14 protein-coding genes are annotated in these 22882 nt (G+C 61.3%); 9 read left to right on the top strand and 5 right to left on the bottom strand.

Going from position 1 to position 22882, the window contains the following annotated elements:
- The first annotated feature begins 23 nt into the window (after positions 1–23).
- Entirely contained in the window at positions 24–1190 is a 1167-nt protein-coding gene (locus tag HMPREF2651_RS08680; RefSeq protein ID WP_224792251.1) for a glycosyltransferase 87 family protein, read from the top strand.
- 12 nt (positions 1191–1202) lie between these two features.
- Here the strand turns inward: HMPREF2651_RS08680 and HMPREF2651_RS08675 are convergent, their stop codons facing one another.
- A complete protein-coding gene (locus tag HMPREF2651_RS08675; protein WP_070586030.1) occupies positions 1203–3620 on the bottom strand; it encodes an ATP-dependent RNA helicase in 2418 nt (805 codons plus the stop codon).
- 43 nt (positions 3621–3663) lie between these two features.
- Here HMPREF2651_RS08675 and HMPREF2651_RS08670 point away from each other — a divergent pair, with 43 nt between their 5' ends.
- The 4 genes from HMPREF2651_RS08670 to HMPREF2651_RS08655 all read left to right on the top strand — a co-directional run bounded on the left by HMPREF2651_RS08670 (position 3664) and on the right by HMPREF2651_RS08655 (position 6837).
- The gene (locus tag HMPREF2651_RS08670; RefSeq protein ID WP_016421781.1) at positions 3664–4557 is read left to right on the top strand and encodes a cation diffusion facilitator family transporter; all 894 of its coding nucleotides are present in this window, start codon (positions 3664–3666) and stop codon (positions 4555–4557) included.
- Positions 4558–4710: 153 nt separating this feature from the next.
- The gene (locus HMPREF2651_RS08665) at positions 4711–5658 is read left to right on the top strand and encodes an alpha/beta hydrolase family protein (RefSeq protein WP_038627187.1); all 948 of its coding nucleotides are present in this window, start codon (positions 4711–4713) and stop codon (positions 5656–5658) included.
- Positions 5659–5670: 12 nt separating this feature from the next.
- Complete coding sequence (locus HMPREF2651_RS08660) at positions 5671–6171, top strand: methylated-DNA--[protein]-cysteine S-methyltransferase (protein WP_048731960.1); 501 nt, start codon at positions 5671–5673, stop codon at positions 6169–6171.
- A gap of 3 nt (positions 6172–6174) precedes the next feature.
- Positions 6175–6837 (top strand): nitroreductase family protein, encoded by a 663-nt coding sequence (locus HMPREF2651_RS08655; RefSeq protein ID WP_049181229.1) that lies wholly within the window; start codon positions 6175–6177, stop codon positions 6835–6837.
- A 5-nt stretch (positions 6838–6842) separates the two neighbouring features.
- On the opposite strand, the gene HMPREF2651_RS08650 is transcribed toward HMPREF2651_RS08655, so the two are convergent.
- Positions 6843–8903, bottom strand: a complete 2061-nt coding sequence (locus HMPREF2651_RS08650; protein ID WP_049181231.1) for an NADPH-dependent 2,4-dienoyl-CoA reductase — start codon at positions 8901–8903, stop codon at positions 6843–6845.
- Positions 8904–9086: 183 nt separating this feature from the next.
- Here HMPREF2651_RS08650 and HMPREF2651_RS08645 point away from each other — a divergent pair, with 183 nt between their 5' ends.
- Positions 9087–9848, top strand: a complete 762-nt coding sequence (locus HMPREF2651_RS08645; protein WP_048731966.1) for an SDR family oxidoreductase — start codon at positions 9087–9089, stop codon at positions 9846–9848.
- 24 nt (positions 9849–9872) lie between these two features.
- The gene (locus HMPREF2651_RS08640; protein WP_038627199.1) at positions 9873–10604 is read left to right on the top strand and encodes an SDR family oxidoreductase; all 732 of its coding nucleotides are present in this window, start codon (positions 9873–9875) and stop codon (positions 10602–10604) included.
- 30 nt (positions 10605–10634) lie between these two features.
- Here HMPREF2651_RS08640 and HMPREF2651_RS08635 read toward each other — a convergent pair whose 3' ends face one another.
- On the bottom strand, positions 10635–12332 hold the full coding sequence (locus tag HMPREF2651_RS08635; protein ID WP_038627201.1) for an AMP-binding protein: 1698 nt from the start codon (positions 12330–12332) through the stop codon (positions 10635–10637).
- A gap of 539 nt (positions 12333–12871) precedes the next feature.
- On the bottom strand, positions 12872–13729 hold the full coding sequence (locus tag HMPREF2651_RS08630; RefSeq protein ID WP_053088409.1) for an HNH endonuclease family protein: 858 nt from the start codon (positions 13727–13729) through the stop codon (positions 12872–12874).
- Positions 13730–14042: 313 nt separating this feature from the next.
- Here HMPREF2651_RS08630 and gltB point away from each other — a divergent pair, with 313 nt between their 5' ends.
- Entirely contained in the window at positions 14043–18665 is a 4623-nt protein-coding gene (gltB, locus tag HMPREF2651_RS08625) for a glutamate synthase large subunit (protein WP_049181271.1), read from the top strand.
- Positions 18658–20199, top strand: a complete 1542-nt coding sequence (locus HMPREF2651_RS08620; protein WP_049181232.1) for a glutamate synthase subunit beta — start codon at positions 18658–18660, stop codon at positions 20197–20199. Before gltB ends, HMPREF2651_RS08620 begins: the two co-directional genes overlap by 8 nt.
- Positions 20200–20207: 8 nt before the next feature.
- On the opposite strand, the gene HMPREF2651_RS08615 is transcribed toward HMPREF2651_RS08620, so the two are convergent.
- Positions 20208–22772, bottom strand: a complete 2565-nt coding sequence (locus HMPREF2651_RS08615; RefSeq protein WP_065422979.1) for a multicopper oxidase domain-containing protein — start codon at positions 22770–22772, stop codon at positions 20208–20210.
- Positions 22773–22882: the final 110 nt, after the last annotated feature.

Below are 22882 nucleotides of genomic sequence, written 5' to 3'. Positions count from 1 at the left end.
ACAGACTCTCGACGCTTTCCGTCATGCAGAGACGGATCTTGGCAATTGTATTTGGGCTGGTGTCGCTGGTCGTTGTCATCGACTTCATCTATCTTGCGGCAACTGCCTACATGATGGACCTCGAGGTCTTCCAAGACGCCGGCTGGGCGCTACGACGAGACCAGGATCTCTACTCCCCAGAGTTTCCCACCAGATCGGGTTTCCGCTTCATCTACCCACCGTTTGCAGCGCTGCTGTTTTACCCGCTGACCTGGGCGGGGCCGGTTACCCTGCAAATCATCTGGACGTTCGCCACGCTGGCGGCGGTGTGGGCGATGCTGTGGATGGTCTTCACTCGTCTCGGCTCTGAGTGTCCGAAGCTGATGGCTACCTGCCTGCTCGGGGTGGTGATGCTGCTCGACCCGCTGCGCGCTAACGTGCTCTTCGGGCAGATCAACGTCTTCCTCGCGCTGCTGGTGGTCTCCGATGTGTTGGGCTTTTTGCCCAAGAAGCTACGTGGATTGGGCGTGGGTATCGCGGCGGGTATCAAGATCACCCCTGCGGCATATGCGCTGGTGTTCCTCATGCGCCGTGACTTTGCGGCCGTGGCCAAGAGCTTCTGCTGGTTCCTGGTGACCGTCGCCATTGGTTTCGCCGTGCGCTTTAAAGAGTCGATTTACTTCTGGACCGATGAGTTCTTCGCCGGCAACCGCGGTGGCGCCCCGGCTTACGAGGCCAACCAGGCGTTCAGTGGTCTGCTCGCCCGCGCCGGGGTGGAGGGCACTGCGCTCGATATTGGCATCTACGGTTTCTTCCTCTTTGGCGCCATCGCTGCCGCTTTCGTGGCGTGGGTCTACCATCGCGATGGCTATGAGGTCGCAGCCCTCGGTTTCGTCGCGCTGGCGGTCAGCTTTGCTGGACCGTACGCGGTCAGCCACCACTGGTCGATTGTCATGGTCTTTGTGCCGCTGGTGCTCTTCGTCCGCGAGATCGGGAACATCGTTGTCGGCACCTTGTTCATGATCGCCCATTGGTGGGCGCCGTACAAGGTCTTCGTGGGCAACGACTTCGGCCATGCTGCGGGCGTGGGGCAGTGGTTCTACGGCAACATGCAGGGAATCATGGGCGGCGTGCTCTTCTTCACCTGCCTGGGCTACGCAATCTACCTCTGGTACAAACCCAGTCGCGTGCGGGCGCAGGCAGCTGCTTAACGACGAGCCTGCTTAACGACGGCGCTTCGTTCTCGCAGTAGCCTGCTCCTCCCACGGGTTCTCCGGCCACGGATGCTTGGGGTAACGGCCCCGCATCTCGGAGCGAACCTGTGCGTAGGCGCCATTCCAGAAACTTTCCAAGTCTCCAGTGACCGCGAGTGGTCGCTGAGCCGGTGACAGCAAATGCATTGTCACCGGCTTTTCCAATACCTGCGGGGTCTCCGCCAGGCCAAAGCACTCCTGCAACTTCACAGCCAGGACAATCTGCGCCTCTTCGTCGGTGGGGTCCTCCGGGTACTCCAGGCGAATCTTCGAACCGGATGGGACCTCCAGGCGTTCGGGTACCAGCCGGTCGAAGTCCGTGGCCTCCGGCCAGGGCAGCAGGCGGCGGAGATGCTCGGCATCCAAAGTCGGAGGGGTCGGGCGGTCCAGCTCGCCAGCGAAGAGGAGCTCGGCCTGGGCCGCAAGCCCTGCGGGGGAGACATCCGGCCATGGGGCACCGCGATGAGTGTGGAGAAAGGCCATGCGGCGGCGGAGCTGTTCGGTGTCGCGGTCGAGGTTGGGGCTGGCGTCGGCAAGCGTGCCGGCAAGCCAGGCGGAGTTGGCGGCAATGCACTGCTCGGGCGTCGGGGAGACCTGGCGGGAGGACAGCTCGATGGCGCCGAGCAGGTCGCGCTCACGGGCGCGAACGCGGCCCTGTTCGACGCGCGCCGTGGTCTCCGTGCGGACGAGGTGGCCGGCGGCGAGCATGGCGATTTCCATGTCGATTGCCTCGCCGTCGCGGATTAGCGCACGACCGTGGGAGAGCCGCGAGATGTCGGCGGCCGCGATCCACTCGTGGCCGTGCAAGTCAGAACCGCGGGCGAGTTCCGCTGCGGTGCCGCCGGTGAAGAGGTACTCGTCGGAGTTCACACTGCGCCGTCGCCCGATGAAATCCGGCCAGGCCAGGGCCGTGACCAGCGCGGGGATGTCCGAGGACAGCAGGTTGGCGGGGGCTTCAGTATCCAGCTCAATGCGGCGCACCTGCTTGGCCAAGCCGCGGGCATCGGTGAGTTTCTCCACCGCGCGTGCGACCGCGCCGGCGTGCTCCGGCATCATGGCCGTGGCGGTCAGCAGCGCGCGTCCCATGCGTGGATGCACCGGCAGGGTAGCCAGGGTGCGTCCGAGCTCCGTGATGTCACCGGTCTCATCAACAGCACCCAGGCCAGCGAGAATGCGGTTTGCAGCCTCCGTGTGGTGGGGTGGTGGGGCGTCGAGAAGCTTGAGTCCCTGCATCCCTGGCGTGCCCCACGCGGCGGCGTCGAGGAGCGCTTGGGTCAGGTCGGCGACCTCGATTTCCGGCGCGGGCCAGGCGGGAAAGGACGCGAACTCCGACTGAGAGACGCAGCGCACCACGATGCCCGGGCCCTCACGTCCCGCACGGCCCGCGCGCTGGTTCGCGGAGGACTGCGCACACGAGCTGGTGACCAGGCCGGAGAAGCCACGCGCGATGTCGAGTCGCGGCCCGCGCGTGAGGCAGGCGTCGACAACGGCGCGCACGCCCGGCACGGTCACGGATGATTCCGCAATCGCGGTGGACACAATCACGCACCTACCGTCCGCTTGTCGACGGAACACGCGGTCCTGCTCTTCGGAGCTCTGCTGGCCATGCAGCGTTAGCACTGTCGCATCTGAGGCGTCGGCGATATAGCCTGCGCAGCGTTCCACCTCGCGGATCCCGGGGAGGAAAACCAGCACATCACCGGCGGCTTCCTCCACCATTGTCCTGGTCTGCGCTGCCACGTGCTGCAGGAAATCGTCGGTCACACCGCGCGCATCCAGCCGCTGTGGGAAGGGCGAGTAGCGAATATCCAGCGGGTGGATTGCCGCCTCCGCCGCCACAATGGGAGCCGGGGTGGAGCCACCGAGCAAGGCCGCGAACTTCGGTGCGTCCACCGTCGCAGACATAGCGACAAGGCGCAGGTCATCGCGGATATCCCGCAAGTCGCGCACCATCGCCAACACCAGGTCGGTGTCCAAGCCGCGCTCGTGCACCTCGTCGATGAGCACCGCGCTGGCATCCACGTCGCCGTCGCGCAGCAGTCGACGCAGCAGCACACCGGGAGTGACAAACTCCACGCGGGTGGCGTGGGAAACTTTGGCGTCGCCACGCACCGAGTAACCAACTTCCCCACCGAGCTTCGTGCCCGACAGTTGGGCCAACCGCCGCGCCGCCGAGCGCACCGCCACGCGCCGGGGAGCCGTGACTACAATGCGTCCGCCTAGGGTGTTGGCCACCGCCGGTGGAACCAAAGTGGTCTTGCCGGTACCCGGTGGGGCCTGGACTACTACGTCGTGGTCGCGCACGGCGTCGGCAAGCGAGGCGAGCTGCGACGCGAACGGCAGGCCTGCAGAAATGTTCTGCAAATTGAACTGGAAATCGGTGCTCATAGAACTGGTAGTAACTCCGGACAGGCGGGTAAAGTGCCCGCATATGCAGGACTTATCTCGTTTTGGTTGGCTTTCAGTGGGGGCGGCGGTCGTCACCATCGCGCTGAAGTTTTGGGGCTACACTCTAACCGGATCGGTGGGCCTGCTTTCCGACGCGACGGAGTCGATTGTCAATCTGGTTGCGGCAGTTGTCGCAATTATTGTGCTCAAGGTTATCGCGCGGCCCGCGGACCGCGACCATGAGTTCGGCCATTCCAAGGCAGAGTACTTCTCGGCCGGGCTGGAAGGTGCCATGATCTTCGTGGCGGCGGCGGCGATTATTTATGTCTCTATCGAGCGTTTGGTGCACCCGCAGCCGATTGAGCAGATCGGCCTGGGCCTCATCGTGACCGTGATTGCCTCGGTGGTTAATGGTGCGGTGGCGCTGATTCTGCTTAGGGCCGGGCGTCAGCATAACTCCCTGGCGCTGACCGCCGACGGCAAGCATCTTATGACCGATGTGTGGACCTCCGCCGGTGTTCTGGCGGGTGTGGCTCTGGTGTGGATTACTGGCCTGTGGTGGCTCGACCCGATTATCGCGCTGGCGGTGGCCGTAAACATCCTGGTCACCGGTTTCAAGCTGCTGCGCGATTCCGGTAACGGCCTGATGGACAAGGCCATGGAGGGCGAGGACCGCGTGGCGGTGGACGAGATTTTGGCCTCGCACCGCAATCGGAGTCGGGGCATTGACGTTCACGAGATTCGCACTCGTGTGTCGGGGCATCAGCAGTTCATTGAGTTCCATGTGCTGGTGCCGGGCGCGTGGAGCGTCGAGCGCGGCCACGATGTGCTCACTGCGATGGAGGATGAGCTGCGGGAGCGCTTCCCGGGTGTGCATATTTCCTCGCATCTGGAGCCGATCGAGGACGAACGCGCCTATGGGGATGTGCAGTTGTAACGCGCGTGAGGCAGCTCGTTAGAGGCTAAAAGAACGCGCAGTACCCAAAGTGAGCCAAATTCCACGAAAGCGCTGAAAGTGATAAGCCTTACACTTTAAGATTGTGTATACAAAATCATGCACTTGTTAAGTCCACTCGAAGGAACTGCATAAATGACCTCCGAAGCCTCAACCACTTCCACTGGAATTAGCCGTTTTTCCGCGAAGAGCCCGAAGTTGCCGGAGCCGTGCCCTCGGCAGGACATCATTATCCCGGCTAATGACCGCGTCCTGCTGCGCGGAACCATGTTCCGCCCGAAGGAGAACCCAGAGAACATTCCCAACGGCATCATCACCGTTCACTCCGGTACCGGTGTGCCGCAGGGTTTCTACCACCGTTTCGCTGAGACCGTGGCAGAAAAGGGCTACGGCGTTATCACCTATGACTACCGCGGAATTGGCCAGTCCGCTCTGAAGACTGACCAGAACAATGAAGACATCCGGATGTCGGACTGGATTACCAAGGATATTCCGGGTGTGATCGAGTGGGCCAAGGAGACCTACCCGGACGTGCCGCACTTCGCTGTCGGCCACGCGGTTGGTGGTCACGGCATCGCCTACGCCGGCTCCGAGGGCACCTATGACGCAGCAGCACTGGTCAACTGCCGCGGTATGCGTATTTCCAAGGTGCCGTCCGTGGCGGGCAAGGTCCGCGCATTCTTCATCTTTAACATTCTGGGCCCGATAAGCGGTTTCATTACTGGCCACATTCCGGCGTCGGCGTGGCGTCTGGCTGTTGAGCCGCCGAACGGTGTCATGCGTCAGTGGGCGCGCTGGGCTCGCAAGGAAGGCTACTTCTTCGACGATTCCGAGTTTGACTTCGCTAATCGCTTCTCCAAGGCTCCGCAGCCGTTCCTGTCCATCCGCGTTCCGGATGATTACTGGACTGAGGAGTCCTCGGCAGACCTGATTACCAATGTGATGAGCTCTGCTGAAAAGATTGAAAAGCGTCAGGCTCAGCCGGCTGGCGGCAAGGGTGTGGGGTACGGTGGTTACTTCCGCTCCGGTCACGAGAAGGAGTGGGACGAGCTGCTGGACTGGTTCCAGACCAACAAGGACTAAGTAGGAGGTTTCATGGCGATTGCCAAGGTGGAAACGCCCTTCGGTGCGCTTGGAATCGCCACCTCCGCTCGCGGGGTCGTCGAAGTCAATCTCTTAGGTCCCGTGCTTGACGACGACCCCAGCGCCGCCGACCCCGAAGCGCAGGCGGTGGCGGAACTGGCGGCGCAGCAGTTCCGCGAGTATTTTGCCGGGCAGCGCCGTGAGTTTGCGCTGCCGCTGGACTGCGACGTATTCACGCAGGATTCTTTCCGCGCTCGTGCTCTGACCGCACTGCGCGATGTGCCGTATGGCCAGGTTGTGACCTATGGCGAGCTTGCCGAGATGGCCGGCTCACCCCGTGCCGCCAGGGCTGCCGGGTCGGCCTGTGCCACCAATCCGCTGGGTATTCTGATTCCCTGTCACCGCGTGGTGCCCGCCAGTGGGGGAGCGGGATCTTTCGGTGCCTATGCCGGTGGCCGTGAAATGAAGCGCTGGCTACTCGAACTCGAAGGTTGGCCACCCGCTAATCTCTAATGCATGACTTCACATTCTCCGCGCGACCAGTTCGCCACCGAATTTGAGAACATCGTCCGCAACCGTCGTGCCACACGCGTCTATGCGGACGAACCTCTTGACGACGCTGACGTGCGCCGCCTCCTGGAGCTATCTCTGGAAGCTCCCAGCGCCTTTAACATTCAGTCCCGCGCGATTGTGCGTATCGAGGATCCTGAGGTGCGTCAGAAGGTAGTGGAAGCTGCCGGTGGTCAGAAGCAGGTTGCCAATGCGCCGCTGCTACTCGCTTTCATTGGTGAGCCGACCGGCTGGAAGCGCGGTATTCCGCGCCTGGTTGAGACCAACAAGGCCACTGGTCTGTGGGACGAAGTTGCCGCCGCTGAGCGGGAGGCCTCGATGACCTCCTTCCACGAGGCCCGCGAGAAAAAGGGTCTCTCCCGCGAGTTCGCAATCCGCGACGCCATGATTGCCGCTTCTTTCGCTATGGTCACTGCCAGCGCCTTTGGTTGGTCTAGCTCCCCGATGACGGGCTTTAGTGAGCAGAAGGTCAAGGAAGCTATCGGTGCCGGTGACACCGATGTGGCGGTAGCGCTGTTGCTGGCCATCGGTGTCCCGGGTGAGTTCCCGGCTCACCCGGGCCGTTTCGAGTTCGAGCAGCGCGCCTACACCGACCGCTACGAGGGGTAGCGGCCCTACAGCGCGAGCGCTACTTCGACGGCCTGGCGGATGGCACGCTTTGCGTCCAGTTCAGCGGCCACGTCTGCGCCACCGATGATGGTGACATTGGAGTTATCGCCGGTGACGCTTTCGCGATCCTTGTCGCCCAGGCAGTCCAGATTGGATACCTGGCCAGTACAGACAATCACGTTGTCAACTGCGATGACCTGTGACTTTTCATCGATGGTGATGTGTAGACCCTCGTCATCGATACGGTTGTAGGTGACGCCGGTGTACTGCTTGACACCGGCCTTCTTAATCTCCGCACGGTGAACCCAACCAGTGGTCTTGCCCAGGCCCTTGCCGATGCGGGAGGTCTTGCGCTGCAGCAGGTGCACCTCGCGCTCGACCTCAAACTCCTCAGCCGCGCCAGAGACCGTGCCCGGCTTGGTCAGACCCGCGCGGAACTCCGCTGGGTCACCGACGCCCCAGGCGTCCTTCCAGGCCTCGATGGTCTGGTTCGGCTTGCGCGTGAGGTACTCACACACGTCCACACCGATACCACCAGCACCGATGACGGCCACCTTGTTACCGGCCTGCTTCGCACCCGAGAGCAGCTCGTCGTAGCGAATGACCTTCTCGTGGTCGATACCGTCAATGCCCGGGATTCGTGGGGTGACACCCGTGGCCACAATCACGTGGTCAAACTTGGTCTTGAGCTCGTCGACGTCGGCACGCGTGTTCAGGTGAACCGGAACTTCGAGCACCTCCAGGCGACGTGAGAAGTACTTCAGCGTCTCGCCGTAGTCCTCCTTGCCCGGAATCTGTGCGGCGAGGTTGAACTGGCCACCAATCTGATCGGCGGCCTCGAAAATCTCCGGCTGGTGACCGCGCTGAGCTGCGGCTTCCGCGAAAGCGAGTCCAGCCACACCAGCGCCGATGACGGCGACGCGCTTGGCCTTGTCCTTCGCAACCGGCACGGATACCAGCTCGGTTTCGTAAGCCGCCTTCGGGTTGACCAAACAGGTGGAGCGCTTGGCCGCGAAGGTGTGGTCCAGGCAGGCCTGGTTACAGGCGATACAGGTGTTGATCTGGTCAGCTCGACCATCGCCCGCCTTGATGGCGAAGTCCGGGTCAGCCAGCAGTGGGCGGGCCATGGAAATCAGGTCCGCATTGCCGTCAGCGAGGATCTTCTCCGCAACCTCAGGGCGGTTGATTCGGTTGGAGGCTGCGACCGGGACGTCGACAAGCGAACGGAGACGACCAGTCAGATCCGTGAATGCGGCGCGCGGCACGGACGTAACGATGGTGGGGACGCGTGCTTCGTGCCAGCCGATGCCGGTGTTGAAGACATCGACGCCAGCCTCGACCAGACGCTGCGCGAGTTCAGTGGTCTCGGACCAGGTCTGGCCGTCTTCCACCAGGTCAAGCAGCGAAATGCGGTATTGAAGCAGGAAGTCCTCGCCCACTTCGGCGCGAATGCGGCGAACAATTTCGATGGGCAGACGCATGCGAGCCTCGGCGCTGCCGCCCCAGTTGTCCGAGCGGTGGTTAGTGCGCTCGGCCAGGAATTGGTTGAGCAGGTAACCCTCGGAGCCCATAACCTCAATGCCGTCGTAACCAGCGCGTTTCGCGAGCTTCGCGGCGCGAACATAAGCGCCAATGGTGCGTGAGACATCAAAGCCGGTGAGGCGATGAGCCTTAAACGGGCTAATCGGTGACTGACCGGTATTGGCGGAGCGAGCCAGCGGGCTGTAGCTGTAACGACCGGCGTGCAGCACCTGCAGCACGATGTGGCTGCCGTGGGAGTGCACGAGGTCAGTAACGCGGCGGTGATTGTCCGCCATGCGCTTCGACGCCATCATCGAACCGGCCGGAGTCAGCCAACCCTCGATGTTGGGAGCATAACCGCCGGTGACGATGAGTCCCACGCCACCTTCGGCACGCCGACCCAGATAGGCAGCCAGCTTGGGGATATCACGGGTGCGATCTTCCAGACCGGAGTGCATTGAACCCATGATGATGCGATTGCGCAGAGTTAGAGGACCGACGTCGAGAGGGGAGAGAAGATGTGAGAAGTGAGGCTGGTCAGACATGCAACCAGTATCGCGGTTTTAACGGCTGTGCATGCGGTGAATCGGAAAAATTTTGGCACAGTTTTATATACGTTTCACGTGGAACATCAGGTGTAAAGCACACGCAGTCTTCGGCGGAGGAAGGTGTCCTATGACTACAGTCGGGGATATCAGTAGACGCATGTAGCAAGGAGTTGAGCCCTCATGACCTCTGAAACTTCAACTAATGGCAGGAAAGTAGCTGTAGTTACCGGTGCTTCTTCCGGTATTGGTGCAGCCACTGCCAAGCAGTTCGCAGCTGAAGGTTTTCGCGTTGTGTTGGGAGCCCGTCGCGAGGACAAGCTCGAGGCTGTCGCGGAGGAGATCCGCGCTGCCGGTGGTGAAGCGACAGTCTACAAGGTTGACGTCACCTCTGACGACGATGTGGTGGCGCTGGCTAAGGCTGAACCGCGTGTCGACGTGCTGGTAAACAACGCCGGTGGTGCCTGGGGCATGGAGTCGGTTGAAGGCGCTGTCGAGGAAAAATGGCGTTGGATGTACGACGTCAACGTGCTGGGCACCCTGCGCGTCACCCGCGCACTGCTGCCCGCACTGAAGACCACCAGCGGCATTGTGCTCACCGTCGGCTCGATTGCCGGTCGCCAGGTCTACACCGGCGGTGCCGGCTACAACGCCGCCAAGCACGCTGAGCGCGCCCTGGTGGAAGTCCTGCGTCAAGAGGTTGCTGTCGATGGCGTGCGCGTCACCGAAATCGATCCGGGGCGCGTCCACACCGACTTCTCACTCGTGCGTTTCGACGGCGACGAGACCAAGGCCGCAGCGGTCTACGACGGCGTTGAGTCGCTGACCGCCGATGATGTTGCCGACATCATTGTGTTCGCGGCCACCCGCCCGAATCGCGTCAACATCGACTTCCTGCAGGTGACCCCCATCGACCAGGTGGGCGGCGCGAAGCCGAAGAAGTAAACCGACTACATAGAGGAGCCGTATATGAGCATCGATATTGCCGCTGATACCAAGATTGCCCTGGTCACGGGCGCAAGCCGTGGTATTGGCCTGGCGGTCGCTAAGGATCTCTCCCGTGATCACCACGTCATTGTGGGCGCTACCAGTGCTGAGTCTGCTGAGAAGGTGGCGTCGCAGTTGCCGTCGGCAAGCGTATTCGTTGCTGATCTGGGTGATGCCGACGCCGTAAACGCGGAAGTGGCAAAGCTGTTGGAGGCGCTCGGTGGGCGCGGGCTGGATGTGCTCGTGCACTCGGCGGGTGTGTACGTCGATGGGGACGTGGCGGAGGTTTCGCGTGCGGACTGGTCGCGGATCATGGACATCAACGTCGTCGCCGTCGCCGACCTGACCCGCCAGCTGCTGCCGGCGCTGCGCAAGGCGGAGGGCACGCTGGTGACCATCAACTCGGGCTCGGGATTCCGCGCTTCAGCTGGTACTTCGCCGTATGCGGCGTCGAAGTTCGCGCTACGGGCCTTCACCGATGCGCTGCGCGAGGAAGAGCGTGGCGCGGTACGAGTCAGCTCCGTGCACCCCGGGCGCGTCGATACCGATATGCAGGTTCAGCTGCAGTCGAATTGGCACCGCGATGATGCGGATTGGCGTTACGACGGCACGAAGTTCATGCGGCCTGAATCGATCGCAGCCGCAGTACGTCTGGCCGTTGATACCGGAGCGGATGCCAACGTGGATGAAATCCAGGTGCGCCCGCGCGGATAGCCGGTGGGCACACTTTCGTGTACAGGCTTCTTACTGAGCGTCCAGGTTCAGGCGCTCGTGCATTGCCTTGACTTCGCGCGGGACAACCTTGCCGATGGCGTTGCGCGGCAGGGAGTCGACGAAGAAGACGCGGTCCGGAGTGGAGTGCTCGGCCAGAGTTTCGCGGACGTACTCGCGCAGCATGTCCTCGGTGAGGTTCTTGCCGGCCTCATTGTCCTCGCGGACAACGTAGAGGAACAGGTCAGCGAAAATCTCGTCGTTTTCGTTGCTGCCGTGGCAGAAGACGTCGGCGATGCCCGGCACCGGGCCGAGAATTTCTTCGACCTCGCGTGGGAAGACGTTCTCGCCGCCCTTGATCACCATGTCGTCGGAGCGACCACAGATGTACAGGTAGCCGTCCTGGTCGATACGGCCGAGGTCACCGATCTGGAACAGGCCATCGACGGTGGTGAACTTGTCCTTCTTGTTCAGGTAACCGATGAAGGAGAGCTCCTGAGCGGTGTGGATCATGCCAACCTCACCCGGCTCGACTTCCTTGCCGTCGTCACCCAGGATGCGAACCTTGGCGCCAATTGCCGGTCGACCTGCGGAGTCCGGGCGAGCTGCGAGGTCCGCGCCGGATGCGATGGAGCACAGGCCGGCCTCGGTGGAGCCGTAGAAGTTACAGATAACCGGACCGAAGCGGTGAGTCAGCGCGGAGACGAGCCAGCCCGGGATGGCGTTACCAGAGGAGACGATGAAGCGGAACGGTCCAATCTTGCGGTTCGGCTCCTCATCCAGAACGTCCTTAATCTGGCGCAGGAAGAAGGCCGCGGAAATCATGCCGTTACAGCCGTACTGCTCACACTGGTCAACAGCCTTCTTCGGGTCGAAGACACGCATGGTGACAATGGTGGAGCCGGTAGCCATGCCAATCAGCACATTTGCCCAGCCCCAGGCGTGGAACATGGATGCGGACTGGTGAATGACCATGTTGCGGCGCCACGGAATACGCTCGGCGATTGCACCCACAGTTGCCGGTGTCTTCGGCTCATTGCGCAGGACACCCTTCGGGATGCCGGTCGTGCCGGAGGACATGATGATGATGCGTCCCTGCTCCGGCTTCGGATCTAACTTGGCGTTCGATGTACGACCTTCTTCAATGAGGTCTTCCATGAACAGGAAGTTCTTGCCTGCGTTCTTGCGGGTCTCCGGCTTGGTCACGGAGGTAATAACGACGGTGACATCGTCGAGGTCTTCCGGCAGATTGCCCAGGAACTCGTCATCGACGAACAGGAACTTGGCCTTATTCTGGTCAACGACGCCGCGGATCTGAGTCGGGCCAGAGCCGATATTCATCAGCATAATTTCGGAGCCGATGAATCCCTTGATGGCCATCGGCAGGATGATGCCGCGGCCGTTACGTGCGATAACGCCGAAGCTGGACTTCTGGGTCATGCCACGGTCTATCAAGGCGCGAGCCAGGGCGTGAGAGTTGTCGAGCAGCTGAGAATAGGTGAGTTCACCGTCATCGTCGACAAGGGCGAGGCGATCCGGGTAGCGCAGCGCACTCATGGAAATAAGGCTGGCGACGGAGAACTTCAAGCGACGCAGGTAATCGAGGATCTTCGGCGCCGTCTTCGGAGTCATGTACAGGGCGCCGGTACGCAGGAGTGGTGGAATCGACTGGGCAAAAGCCTTGATTTGGAGCCCAAGTGGTACTTCCGGAGCCTTCATTTCAGCTGCCATGGGTGAGAATCCTCCAAGATGATGGACAAGCGACTAATAGCGCCAAGCGACTCTCCAGTCACATTGACACCATCAACCACGATAGTGCGATTTTGTAACAACCAGACTTTAACAAACCTGTGCCGCGTCAAAAAGTAGTTTCGAAGAAGAAACGTGAAAGATGTGCAAGTAGTGTGCACAGTGCTTTACGACGGATACCTTTTCGCGAACGGACTCGAGGATACAGTGTTATCAAACGGTTATAAACCGATGGAAAGTGGCAAACGTAACGAAATGATAACACTGTGGTAACGATATCAATTCCGATATTGACCTATATAACTCTATGAACCCAGGGGTTTTCGGTTGGTTTGTTTGAGGGGAGTGGGCCGTGAGTGAATGGCGGTCGCCCCCAGAAATTAGGGGCTAGGATTCTTCAGAAAAACAGAAACGTTCGCGACTAGGAGGGGCGGGGGTTGCGAGCGCGTAGCTAAATAGGTGACATATTCGCCGGCTTGAGCCTAGAAGTGTGGTGTCGGTGTGTGTCGGAAACGGTTGCCCTAATTCAGGGTTAGAGCGGCAAGCGCGGGCTCATCCTCTGGTGTGCAGGTGGAGAGCCAATGGTCGATGGCATCGGACTCCGCCTGCGTGACCCACAGGTTGTATTTCTGTTTTACCGCCACCTGGCGAGCGACATACTGGCAGCGAAATGGTTTGTTGGCGGGTACCCAGGATGCGGCATCGCTATCTCGCTTTTGCTGATTAGCGGGACCATCGACGGCCAAGAGGTTGAGGGGGTCATTGGCAAAGTCCTGCCGAACCTCAGGTGAGAGCTGCTGTGCTCCCTTTTGCCAGGCGTCGCTCAAGGCCACAACATGGTCGATTTGCACGGCGGAAGAGGTGTCGCGGCCGCGCTGAAACTCAATCATCGTGCCAGTGTAGGGATCCAGTAGTTGCCCCGAAAGTACGACGCAATCGCGGGTATTTGGTTTGTACTCCTTATTAATAAGGTCACGATTCAAAATGTCGTTCCGTGTGTCACATCCGTTGTGGCCAAACTCGGCAGAGATGTCATCGCTCCAACGTTGCCCGAATTCGTCGCGCGCATAGCCGGTTTTCGGTGCGCGCCCTTTTATCTCCAGCTGGTTGAGGGCGCTACGGATGCCGTCGATAGGCGATGTGCCGGGCGCTGGGGTGCCGGGGGAGTCTGGGGTGTGGGGCGCTTCAGGAATCTCGGGCGCGGGTTCCGCTGGCTCGGGCGTAAAAGCGGGTGCCGGGGCCGGGCTATGCGACTGGCTCTCTGGAGTGGGGTCTATGGGATCCGTGCAGCCGCTGAGGATTGTCGCTGCGCCGATAAGGAGGGCGAGGCCCTGTAATGGCGAGCGGAAACGACGGTTGGCGAGCATGGAGCTAACCATAGCGGTAGGAGGGGATTGGGTATGGAGGGGGTTTGCTAAAGAATCGAACAACTGTGCGTGGATAGTGGGGGTGGTAGCTCGATTAGGGGGTTATGAGATTAAAACGGGTAGTAAAAGCCCGGTTTTATTCGGGCTGGCAGGCTGGTCTAGCTCCTTCGGGGGTGGGCAAATACAGTTAATTCCCTAAATACGTATTGCAATACGCCTAGATGAAAGTGCATTGTTAAAACAGTTGGAAATATAGATAACCCGTGTCCCCCAATTGGCACATTGCACCTATAAGGGGAAAACAGCCATGACAGCTAAGACAGCCATGACTCTGACCGAAACAGCGGCCACATTGCCTCGTGGTCCTCAGAGGGAAGGTCTCTACCACCCGTCGAACGAACACGATGCGTGTGGCGTGGCCTTTGTCGCCGACATTTACGGTCGCCAGACCCATGACATTGTGGAAAAGGGCATTCAGGCACTGGTCAATCTCGACCACCGCGGGGCCGCCGGTGCAGAGAAGACCACTGGCGACGGTGCCGGCATTCTCATTCAGGTTCCGGATGCCTACTACCGCGCTGAGCTGAGCAAGGAAGGCGTTATTTTACCGCCGGCGGGAACCTACGCCACTGGTATCGCCTTCCTGCCGCAGTCGCGCATGGCCACCCTCGATGCCATTCGGGCTATTGAGGACATCTGCGCTGAAGAGGGCATCGAGATCCTGGCATGGCGCGATGTACCGATCGACGCTGAAGGGCTCGGCCAGATGGCCCGTCAGGCTATGCCAGTGCTCCGTCAGCTCTTCGTTACCGCGAAGAACTACGAGGGGCGCCAGCTCAGCGATATTGATCTCGACCGCAAGATGTTCTTCCTGCGTAAGCGCTGCGAGCGTGAGCTGGGCGAACGGGGCGCCGGCGAGGGCTCTGGCGGCGACACCGTGTACTTCCCGTCGCTGTCCAGCCGCACAATTGTCTACAAGGGTATGCTCACTACCCCGCAGCTGAAGGATTTCTACCTTGACCTGCAGCAGAAGGAAGTTACTTCCGCGCTGGCCATCGTGCACTCGCGCTTTTCCACGAACACTTTCCCGTCCTGGCCGCTGGCACACCCGTACCGCTACGTCGCTCACAATGGTGAGATCAACACCGTGCGCGGCAACGAAAACTGGATGCGCGCCCGCGAGTCGCTGATTCGCTCTGGCAAGCTGGGCAATATCGACCGCGCGCTGCCGGTGTGCGACCCCAACGGTTCTGACACTGCGCGTTTCGACGAGGCCCTGGAGCTCCTGCATCTCGGTGGTCGCAGTCTCCCGCATGCGGTCATGATGATGGTTCCGCAGGCCTGGGAGCACGATGACAACCTCAGCCCGCAGGTTCGCGCGTTCTACGAGTACCACGCCTGCCTGATGGAGCCGTGGGACGGCCCCGCCGCTATCTGCTTTACCGACGGCCAGGTCATCGGTGCCATCTTGGATCGCAATGGCCTGCGGCCGGGACGCATTTGGGTGACTGACGAGGGCCTGGTGGTGATGGCCTCCGAAGCTGGTGTCTTGGATATCCCGCCGGAGCAGATTGTGCAGCGCACGCGCGTACAGCCGGGGCGTATGTTCCTAGTGGACATGAAGGCCGGTCGCATTATTGAGGACAAGGAGATTAAGTCCACGCTGGCCGCCACTGGGCCCTACGAGGAATGGATCAAAGAAGGCCTGGTCGACATCGCCGATTTGCCACGAGAGCGCTACCAGTACATGCCGCATGCCCGCGCGGTGTTACGACAGCGCGTCTTCGGCATCACCGAAGAAGACGTTGACCTAATCATCCGCCCGATGGCACTCACCGGCGCGGAGGGCCTGGGTTCGATGGGCTCGGACACGCCGATTGCGGCGCTGTCCAACCGACCTCGCATGCTGTTCGACTTCTTCTCGCAGCGGTTTGCACAGGTGACCAACCCGCCGCTGGACTCGCTGCGCGAAAAGTCCATCACCAGCATGAATACGTTGCTGGGGGCAGAGACCAACATCTTGGAGCCCACTGCCGATGCCGCCCGTCGTATCCGGCTAGAGCATCCAATCCTGGACAACCACGACTTTGTCACCCTGTGTCAGGCGGGCAAGAACGAGGAGTACTCCGAGTTCCGCGCCGAGGTCATCTCCGGCCTGTACCCGGTCGCCCGCGGTGGCCGTGGCCTGCGCAACGCTATTCGTCGTGTCCGCCGTGAGGTCTCTGAAGCCATTGACCGTGGTGCCCGACTGATTGTGCTGTCTGACCGTGAGTCCAACGAGCGCTTTGCGCCGATCCCCTCGCTGCTGCTGACCTCCGCGGTCCACCACCACCTGGTGGAGGAACGCACTCGGACGCGTGCCAGCCTCATCATTGAGGCTGGCGACGCCCGCGAGGTGCACCACATGGCCATGCTGCTGGGCTTTGGTGCCGATGCCATTAACCCATACATGGCTTTCGAAACCATCGATGAGCTGCGCATGAAGGACCAGCTCGGTGATCTGACGCTGGATCAGGCCTGCTCGAACTACTGTAAGGCCGCCTCCAAGGGCGTGCTGAAGGTCATGTCCAAGATGGGTATCGCCTCACTGCAGTCCTACCGTGGCGCACAGCTGGCCGACACCGTCGGTCTGTCGCAGGAGTTCCTGGACGAGTACTTCACCGGCGCTGTTTCTCCGCTGGAGGGCATTGGCCTCGACGAGGTCGCAGAAGATGTTGCCGCTCGCCACCGCAGCGCATTCCTGCCGCGTCCGGAAGAGCAAGCACACCGCGAGCTGGATCTCGGCGGCGAGTACAAGTGGCGCCGCGAAGGCGAGTACCACCTATTCAACCCGGAGACCATCTACACGCTGCAGCATGCGACCCGCACTGGTCAGTACGCGGTCTTCCGAGATTACACCAACAAGGTCGATGAGCAGACCAAGCAGCTGGCAACTCTGCGCGGCATGCTCGAGTTCGTCTCGGATCGCGAGCCGATCGACATTGGAGAGGTTGAACCGGTCTCCAGCATCGTCAAGCGTTTCTCCACCGGCGCGATGAGCTACGGTTCCATCTCCGCGGAGGCGCACGAGACGCTGGCTATTGCCATGAATCGCCTGGGTGGCATGTCCAACTCCGGCGAGGGCGGCGAGGACCCGGACCGCTTCGAGATGGAGGCCAACGGCGACTGGAAGCGCTCTGCCATCAAGCAGGTCGCATCGGGTCGCTTCGGCGTGACCAGCCACTACCTGTCCAACTGCACCGACATCCAGATTAAGATGGCCCAAGGCGCAAAGCCCGGCGAAGGTGGCCAGCTGCCACCGAACAAGGTCTACCCGTGGATTGCGGAAGTCCGCATCACCACCCCGGGCGTGGGCCTGATTTCGCCGCCGCCGCACCACGACATCTACTCGATCGAGGATTTGGCGCAGCTCATTTACGACCTCAAGAACGCCAATCCGCGCGCCCGCATTCACGTGAAGCTCGTCTCCGAGCAGGGTGTGGGTACTGTCGCCGCTGGTGTGTCGAAGGCGCATGCCGACGTCGTGTTGATCTCCGGCCACGATGGCGGCACTGGTGCCTCGCCGCTGACCAGCCTCAAGCACGCCGGTGGTCCGTGGGAGCTGGGGCTCGCTGAAACCCAGCAGACCCTGATGCTCAACGGGCTGCGCGACCGCATCCGCGTGCAGTGCGACGGTCAACTCAAGACCGGTCGCGATGTCGTGGTCGCGATGCTGTTGGGCGCTGAGGAGTTCGGTTTCGCCACCGCTCCGCTGGTGGTGGAGGGCTGCGTCATGATGCGCGTCTGCCACCTGGACACCTGCCCAGTCGGTATTGCCACCCAGAATCCGACGTTGCGGAGCAAGTTCACCGGCCGTGCCGAGCACGTGGTCAACTTCTTCACCTTTATCGCCCAGCAGGTCCGTGAATACCTCGCTGAACTGGGTTTCCGTACCATCGATGAGGCGGTCGGACATGCCGAGTGCCTGCGTCCGCGCAAGGATCTGGGCAACCTTCCGCGCGTCGCAAAGCTTGACCTGGAGCGAATCCTGCACGTTGCCGAAAGCCCCTTCTTTGCGGACCAGGATTCCTACTGCACGAAGACGCAGGATCATGGCCTCGAGGGTGCGCTGGACGAGCGTCTCATCGACGAAGCGCAGCCGGCCCTGCGCACGGCGCGCGCGAATGGGTTGGCGCCGACGCCAGTGGCGCTGCACCACGCCATCAGCAATGTGAACCGTTCCGTGGGCACGCGGCTCGGGTACGAAGTCACCAAAGTCGCAGGTAAGCATGGGCTTGCCGACGACTCCATCGTCGTCAACCTGCTCGGTTCCGCCGGTAACTCGCTGGGCGCGTTCCTGCCGGCCGGTGTGACTATCAAGCTGGAGGGCGATGCTAACGACTTCGTCGGCAAGGGACTGTGCGGCGGGAAGATTGTGGTCCGACCTTCACGTTCGGCTCCGCCGACCGCGGATCTGGCTACCGACACCATTGCCGGCAACGTCATTGGTTTCGGTGCCACCAGTGGTGAGATCTTCGTCCGCGGCACTGTCGGTGAGCGCTTCTGCGTGCGTAACTCCGGTGCTACGGCCGTGGTCGAGGGCATCGGTAACCACGGTTGTGAGTACATGACCGGTGGCCGCGTCGTAGTGGCGGGTCCGGTAGGTCACAACTTCGGCGCCGGTATGAGTGGCGGTATCGCCTATCTGCTGGATAACGAGGCGACGCGGGCGAACATCAACACCGAGCTGGTCGACATCGTGCCGCTGGGTGATGAGGACATCAGCTGGCTGGAGGCCACGCTGTCGAAGCACCGCAAGCTCACGGGTTCCAAGACTCGGTTCCCGGCTGCACAGTTCATCAAGATCATGCCGCGTGATTACGCCCGAATTCTCGACGTAGTCGCGAAGGCAAAGGACAACGACGCTGACATCAACGAGGCAATCATGGAGGCAGTAAGCAATGGCTGATCCGAAGGGTTTCATGAAATTCCAGCGCGAAGAGCCTGCTCATCGCCCGGTTCCGCTGCGTCTGATGGACTGGAAAGAGGTCTATGAGGAGGCTAGCAACGGGCAGGTGCAACAGCAGGCGACCCGCTGTATGGACTGTGGCGTGCCGTTTTGTCACTCGACCTGCCCGCTGGGCAACATCATTCCGGAGTGGAATGACCTGGTTCGTCAGAACCGCTGGCACGAGGCTTTCGAGCGCTTGCACGCCACCAATAACTTTCCCGAGTGGACCGGTCGCCTGTGTCCGGCTCCGTGCGAGGGCGGTTGTGTGCTCGGCATCAACGACGATGCGGTGACCATTAAGAGTATTGAGCTGGCCATCGTTGAACGCGGCTTCGATGAGGGCTGGGTGCAGCCGATTGTGCCGACTTTCGACACCGGTCAGCACATCGCTGTTATCGGCTCCGGTCCGGCGGGCCTTGCTGCAGCACAGCAGCTGACTCGCGCCGGGCATGATGTCACGGTCTTCGAGCGTGACGACAAGATCGGTGGTCTGATGCGCTACGGTGTACCGGACTACAAGATGGAGCAGCGCTTCCTCGACCGTCGCCTTGAGCAGATGGAGATTGAGGGCACCGAGTTCCGCACCAACGTCTCACCGACCGCCGCTGACCTGGCCGAATTCGACGCGGTTGTTCTAGCTACCGGTGCGTCACTTGCCCGTGACCTACCTGTCGATGGTCGTGACCTCGAGGGCATTCACCAGGCTATGGAGTACTTGCCGGGCGCCAACCGCGTTGCCGTAGGCGAGCTCGACACCCCGCCAATTGATGCCAAGGGCAAGAAGGTTGTCGTCATCGGTGGTGGCGACACCGGCATTGACTGCTTCGGTACCGCGCTGCGCCAGGGAGCGGTGTCCGTCACGCAGTTCGATATCCGTCCGCGGGCTCCGAAGTCCCGTGCGGCGTCGACTCCGTGGCCGATGTATCCGCTGGTCTGGCGCGTAGCTACTGCCCACGAAGAAGGTGAGTACACCATCACCGGTTCCGAGCCGCCAGAGGTTACCGAGGCGCTCGGCCTTAACGCTCGCGTCACCGGTGAGACGCTGGGCAAGCGCGTCTTCAACGTCAACACCGTCTCCTTCCACGGCGAGGACGGTCACGTGACCGGTCTGTCCGCCAACGAGGTCGAGGTCATCGATGGGAAGCGCGTGCCCATGGAGGACACGGATTTCGAGCTCGATGCCGACCTAGTTCTCATTGCTCTGGGCTTCTCCGGCCCGGAGCGCGGGGGCCTGCCGCATGAGCTGGGGATTCAGTTCAATGATCGCGGTGTGATGATGCGTGACGACGACTACCTCGCCGTGCGCAGCGACATCGAGCAGAACTTCGACGGTCCGGTGTTCGTGGCCGGTGACAATGGCCGTGGTGCCAGCCTAATCGTGTGGGCTATCGCCGAAGGCCGCGCCTGCGCCGAGGCCGTGGACCAGTACCTGATGGGCGAGTCCAACTTGCCTCGCGCGGTGGAGCCAGAAGACGCTCCAATTAAGTTGTAAACCCTGGTTTAGTTCACCACTATGTCGCCGCGTGCTCCCATTTCGGCATGCACCATCTGGTGGTCAACAAAGCGGTACGTGCCCGGCTCCGGGAATTCGGCCTCAACATAACCACCCTGCGCGGCACCGAGGTCAAGGGCTTGGGCGCCGCCCACGCCGTCGTCAAGCAAAAGCGTTCCCTCTTTGTACACGCGATGGAACTGCGTACCGACGATGTGGAAGCTCGTGCCCTTGTTGGGGCCTGCGGCCAGTAACCAGAAACGTACCGTCTCACCTGCGCGAATGCGGATGGGGTGGGTGAGATACTGGTCGGGGTAACCGTTGAACTTGTAGATATCCGGATCCTCGGCCATGACCTTGTCGGCATCGGGGCCGGCTTCGCCCCAGTAGCTTTCGGACTGCACCAGAAGAACTTCGTGGTCGACTTCTGCGAGGCTCGGCGGGTCAATGATGACCGCACCGTGCATGCCGGCAGCGATGTGCATGGACATGGGCATGGTTGCGCAGTGGTACATCCAGATGCCCGCCCGGTCGGCGCGGAAGCGGTACTCAAGCTTCTCGCCAGGGGCAATGTCTCGCATCGGCTCATCCGGCGAGACAATGCCCGCGTGGAAGTCGATGGAGTGACTCATCGTGCCATCGTTAATGAGCGTGACGACGAACTCGTCGCCCACCTTGCCGCGCAGGGTTGGCCCCAGCGGTTTGCCGTTGAATACCCAATGCTGCTGCTCGACGCCAGGGGCAGCGTAGCCGGTGAACTCGCTGGCTCTCAGGGTGACGTGGTGGACTGTAGTGTCCTCGGCGGGCGCCAATATTGGATTAATAGTAGGGGAGTCTGGGCCGGGTTGCTCGCCGACATTCCCGAGCGCACCGGGAGTGGCATGGTCAGCGTGGTTGCCACGTCCGGTGTGGTGTGAATGATCAGTGCTACCTGTATTGACCGTGAGCGTCATGCCCATCTGGCGGTGACCAGCAATGGTGCACCAGCCGTCAATGTCACCGGGAACAACCGGCACTTCAATGGTGGCGGAGTTGCCAGGGGCGACACGTCCGGTGTCCTCGCCGGTGGCCAAGCGCAGATCGTGGACCTGGGAATCAGCGTTGACCATGGTGATGACCAGGCGGTCACCGGGGTTGACCTCGATGATGTTTGGGGTGTACGTCATATCGTTGGCGGTAACCGTGACCTCGACGGTCTCGCCGGTGGGTGCGATATCGCCGGTGGTTTCAATGCTGCCCGTTCCGCCGCCACCGCTCAGCGCAACACCAATAGTCACTACCAGGCCCAATACAGCCAGAGCGGCGGTAGTTTGAGCACCGAGTCGACGTGCAGTTGCGTGCAGTTCGACCGGCTTCGGCGTTGCTTCTTTGTTGGCCCGTGCCTTCTGACTTTCTTTCAGCGCACCAATCTGAGCCTTCGCGGCACGGCCGACAAGTGGCAGATAAGACACCAAGGCAAGGGAGACCATTGCGGAGACCGCCACTTTGGTCCAGGAAGGCAGCGGCATTAGCCACAGTGCCAGACCAATATTGATGATCGACCAGCGGAATGCGCCCGCGCGGTCAAGTTCCTTCATACCGGCAGAGACTGGGCCAGCACCTCCGCCGATGGTGGCGGGCAAGAGTTGGCTCATCATGCCGATAAGCAATTGTGCGCCGAAACCGATTACCAGCGGCAGCGTAAGGGATGAGATTACGAAGCTGCCGTCAAGCGCCTTGACTGTGGCAACTGTGAGTGTGCCGATCAGCCAGACGGCCGCAGCCGCAACAGACAGCGCCGGGTAGCTGAGGCGGTCGCGGGGGTCTTTAGCGACAGTCATGACGTTGTGCGCCCACGGAATGGCGGCTATGACCCAGCCGATAGTGATGATGCCAAGGCCGACGGAGGCGAACCAGTTGAAGCTGGTCAGCGCACCGATTGTGGTAGTCGCGATACCTATGAGCTGTACTGCTAGTGCCAGCTTCGGGCGGGAATGCGGCGACATCTGGGTTCGCCACAGCGCTGGGAACATGGTGATGAGCGTGCCGCAGGCCGCGAGCCCGAGGAAGCCAATAATGTTGATGGCTTCATGTGCCAGTAGGAGGTCGTCGTGAAGCGCTTCGCCCTTCGGAGATGCGAGGATGGCGCCGAGCGTGGCGCCGATCGGCAGTAGGCATGCCGACGCGACGTAGTACGCAACAGAGATGGCGAATGGTCGATCGCGCTTCGCTACCAGGTCGCGTCCGAGGGAAATCGCATGCCATGCGACGGCGACGCCGACGACCGCCGCGCCGGCCGTGGTCACTGGCCACCAATCGCCCAGCTTGCCGACGACCGTTGCGACAATGCCCGCGTTGAGCAGGTAAATGTTTGCTAACTGAATGTGCCGATTGCCATCGGGCACATCGATTTTCAGTAGTTTCTCGGTGAAGTGGCGGCCCCAGATAAGGATGGAGTTAGTGACGGCGCCGAGGGTAAAGAGGTGCACCAACAGCCAGCGCCCATCGGTGACAAATGGGTGGACTAATGCGGCCACAATGATGGCAGCGAACCACCAGCGCACCGGCATACCGGCCTTGCGATGCCAGGACATGCGGTGACTCTTGCCAGGTTTAGAAGGGGGTTTGGTTGTGGGGGCTTGGGGCTCTGGTGTGGCGGGCGACGACATATATCAATAATACGCATACTGGTTGCGCATTTAAT

Source organism: Corynebacterium sp. HMSC063A05, from assembly GCF_001809695.1.
GTDB lineage: Bacteria > Actinomycetota > Actinomycetes > Mycobacteriales > Mycobacteriaceae > Corynebacterium > Corynebacterium amycolatum.
Note: the sequence above shows the minus strand (reverse complement) of the source record. Positions and strands in the feature narration are given on the sequence as shown.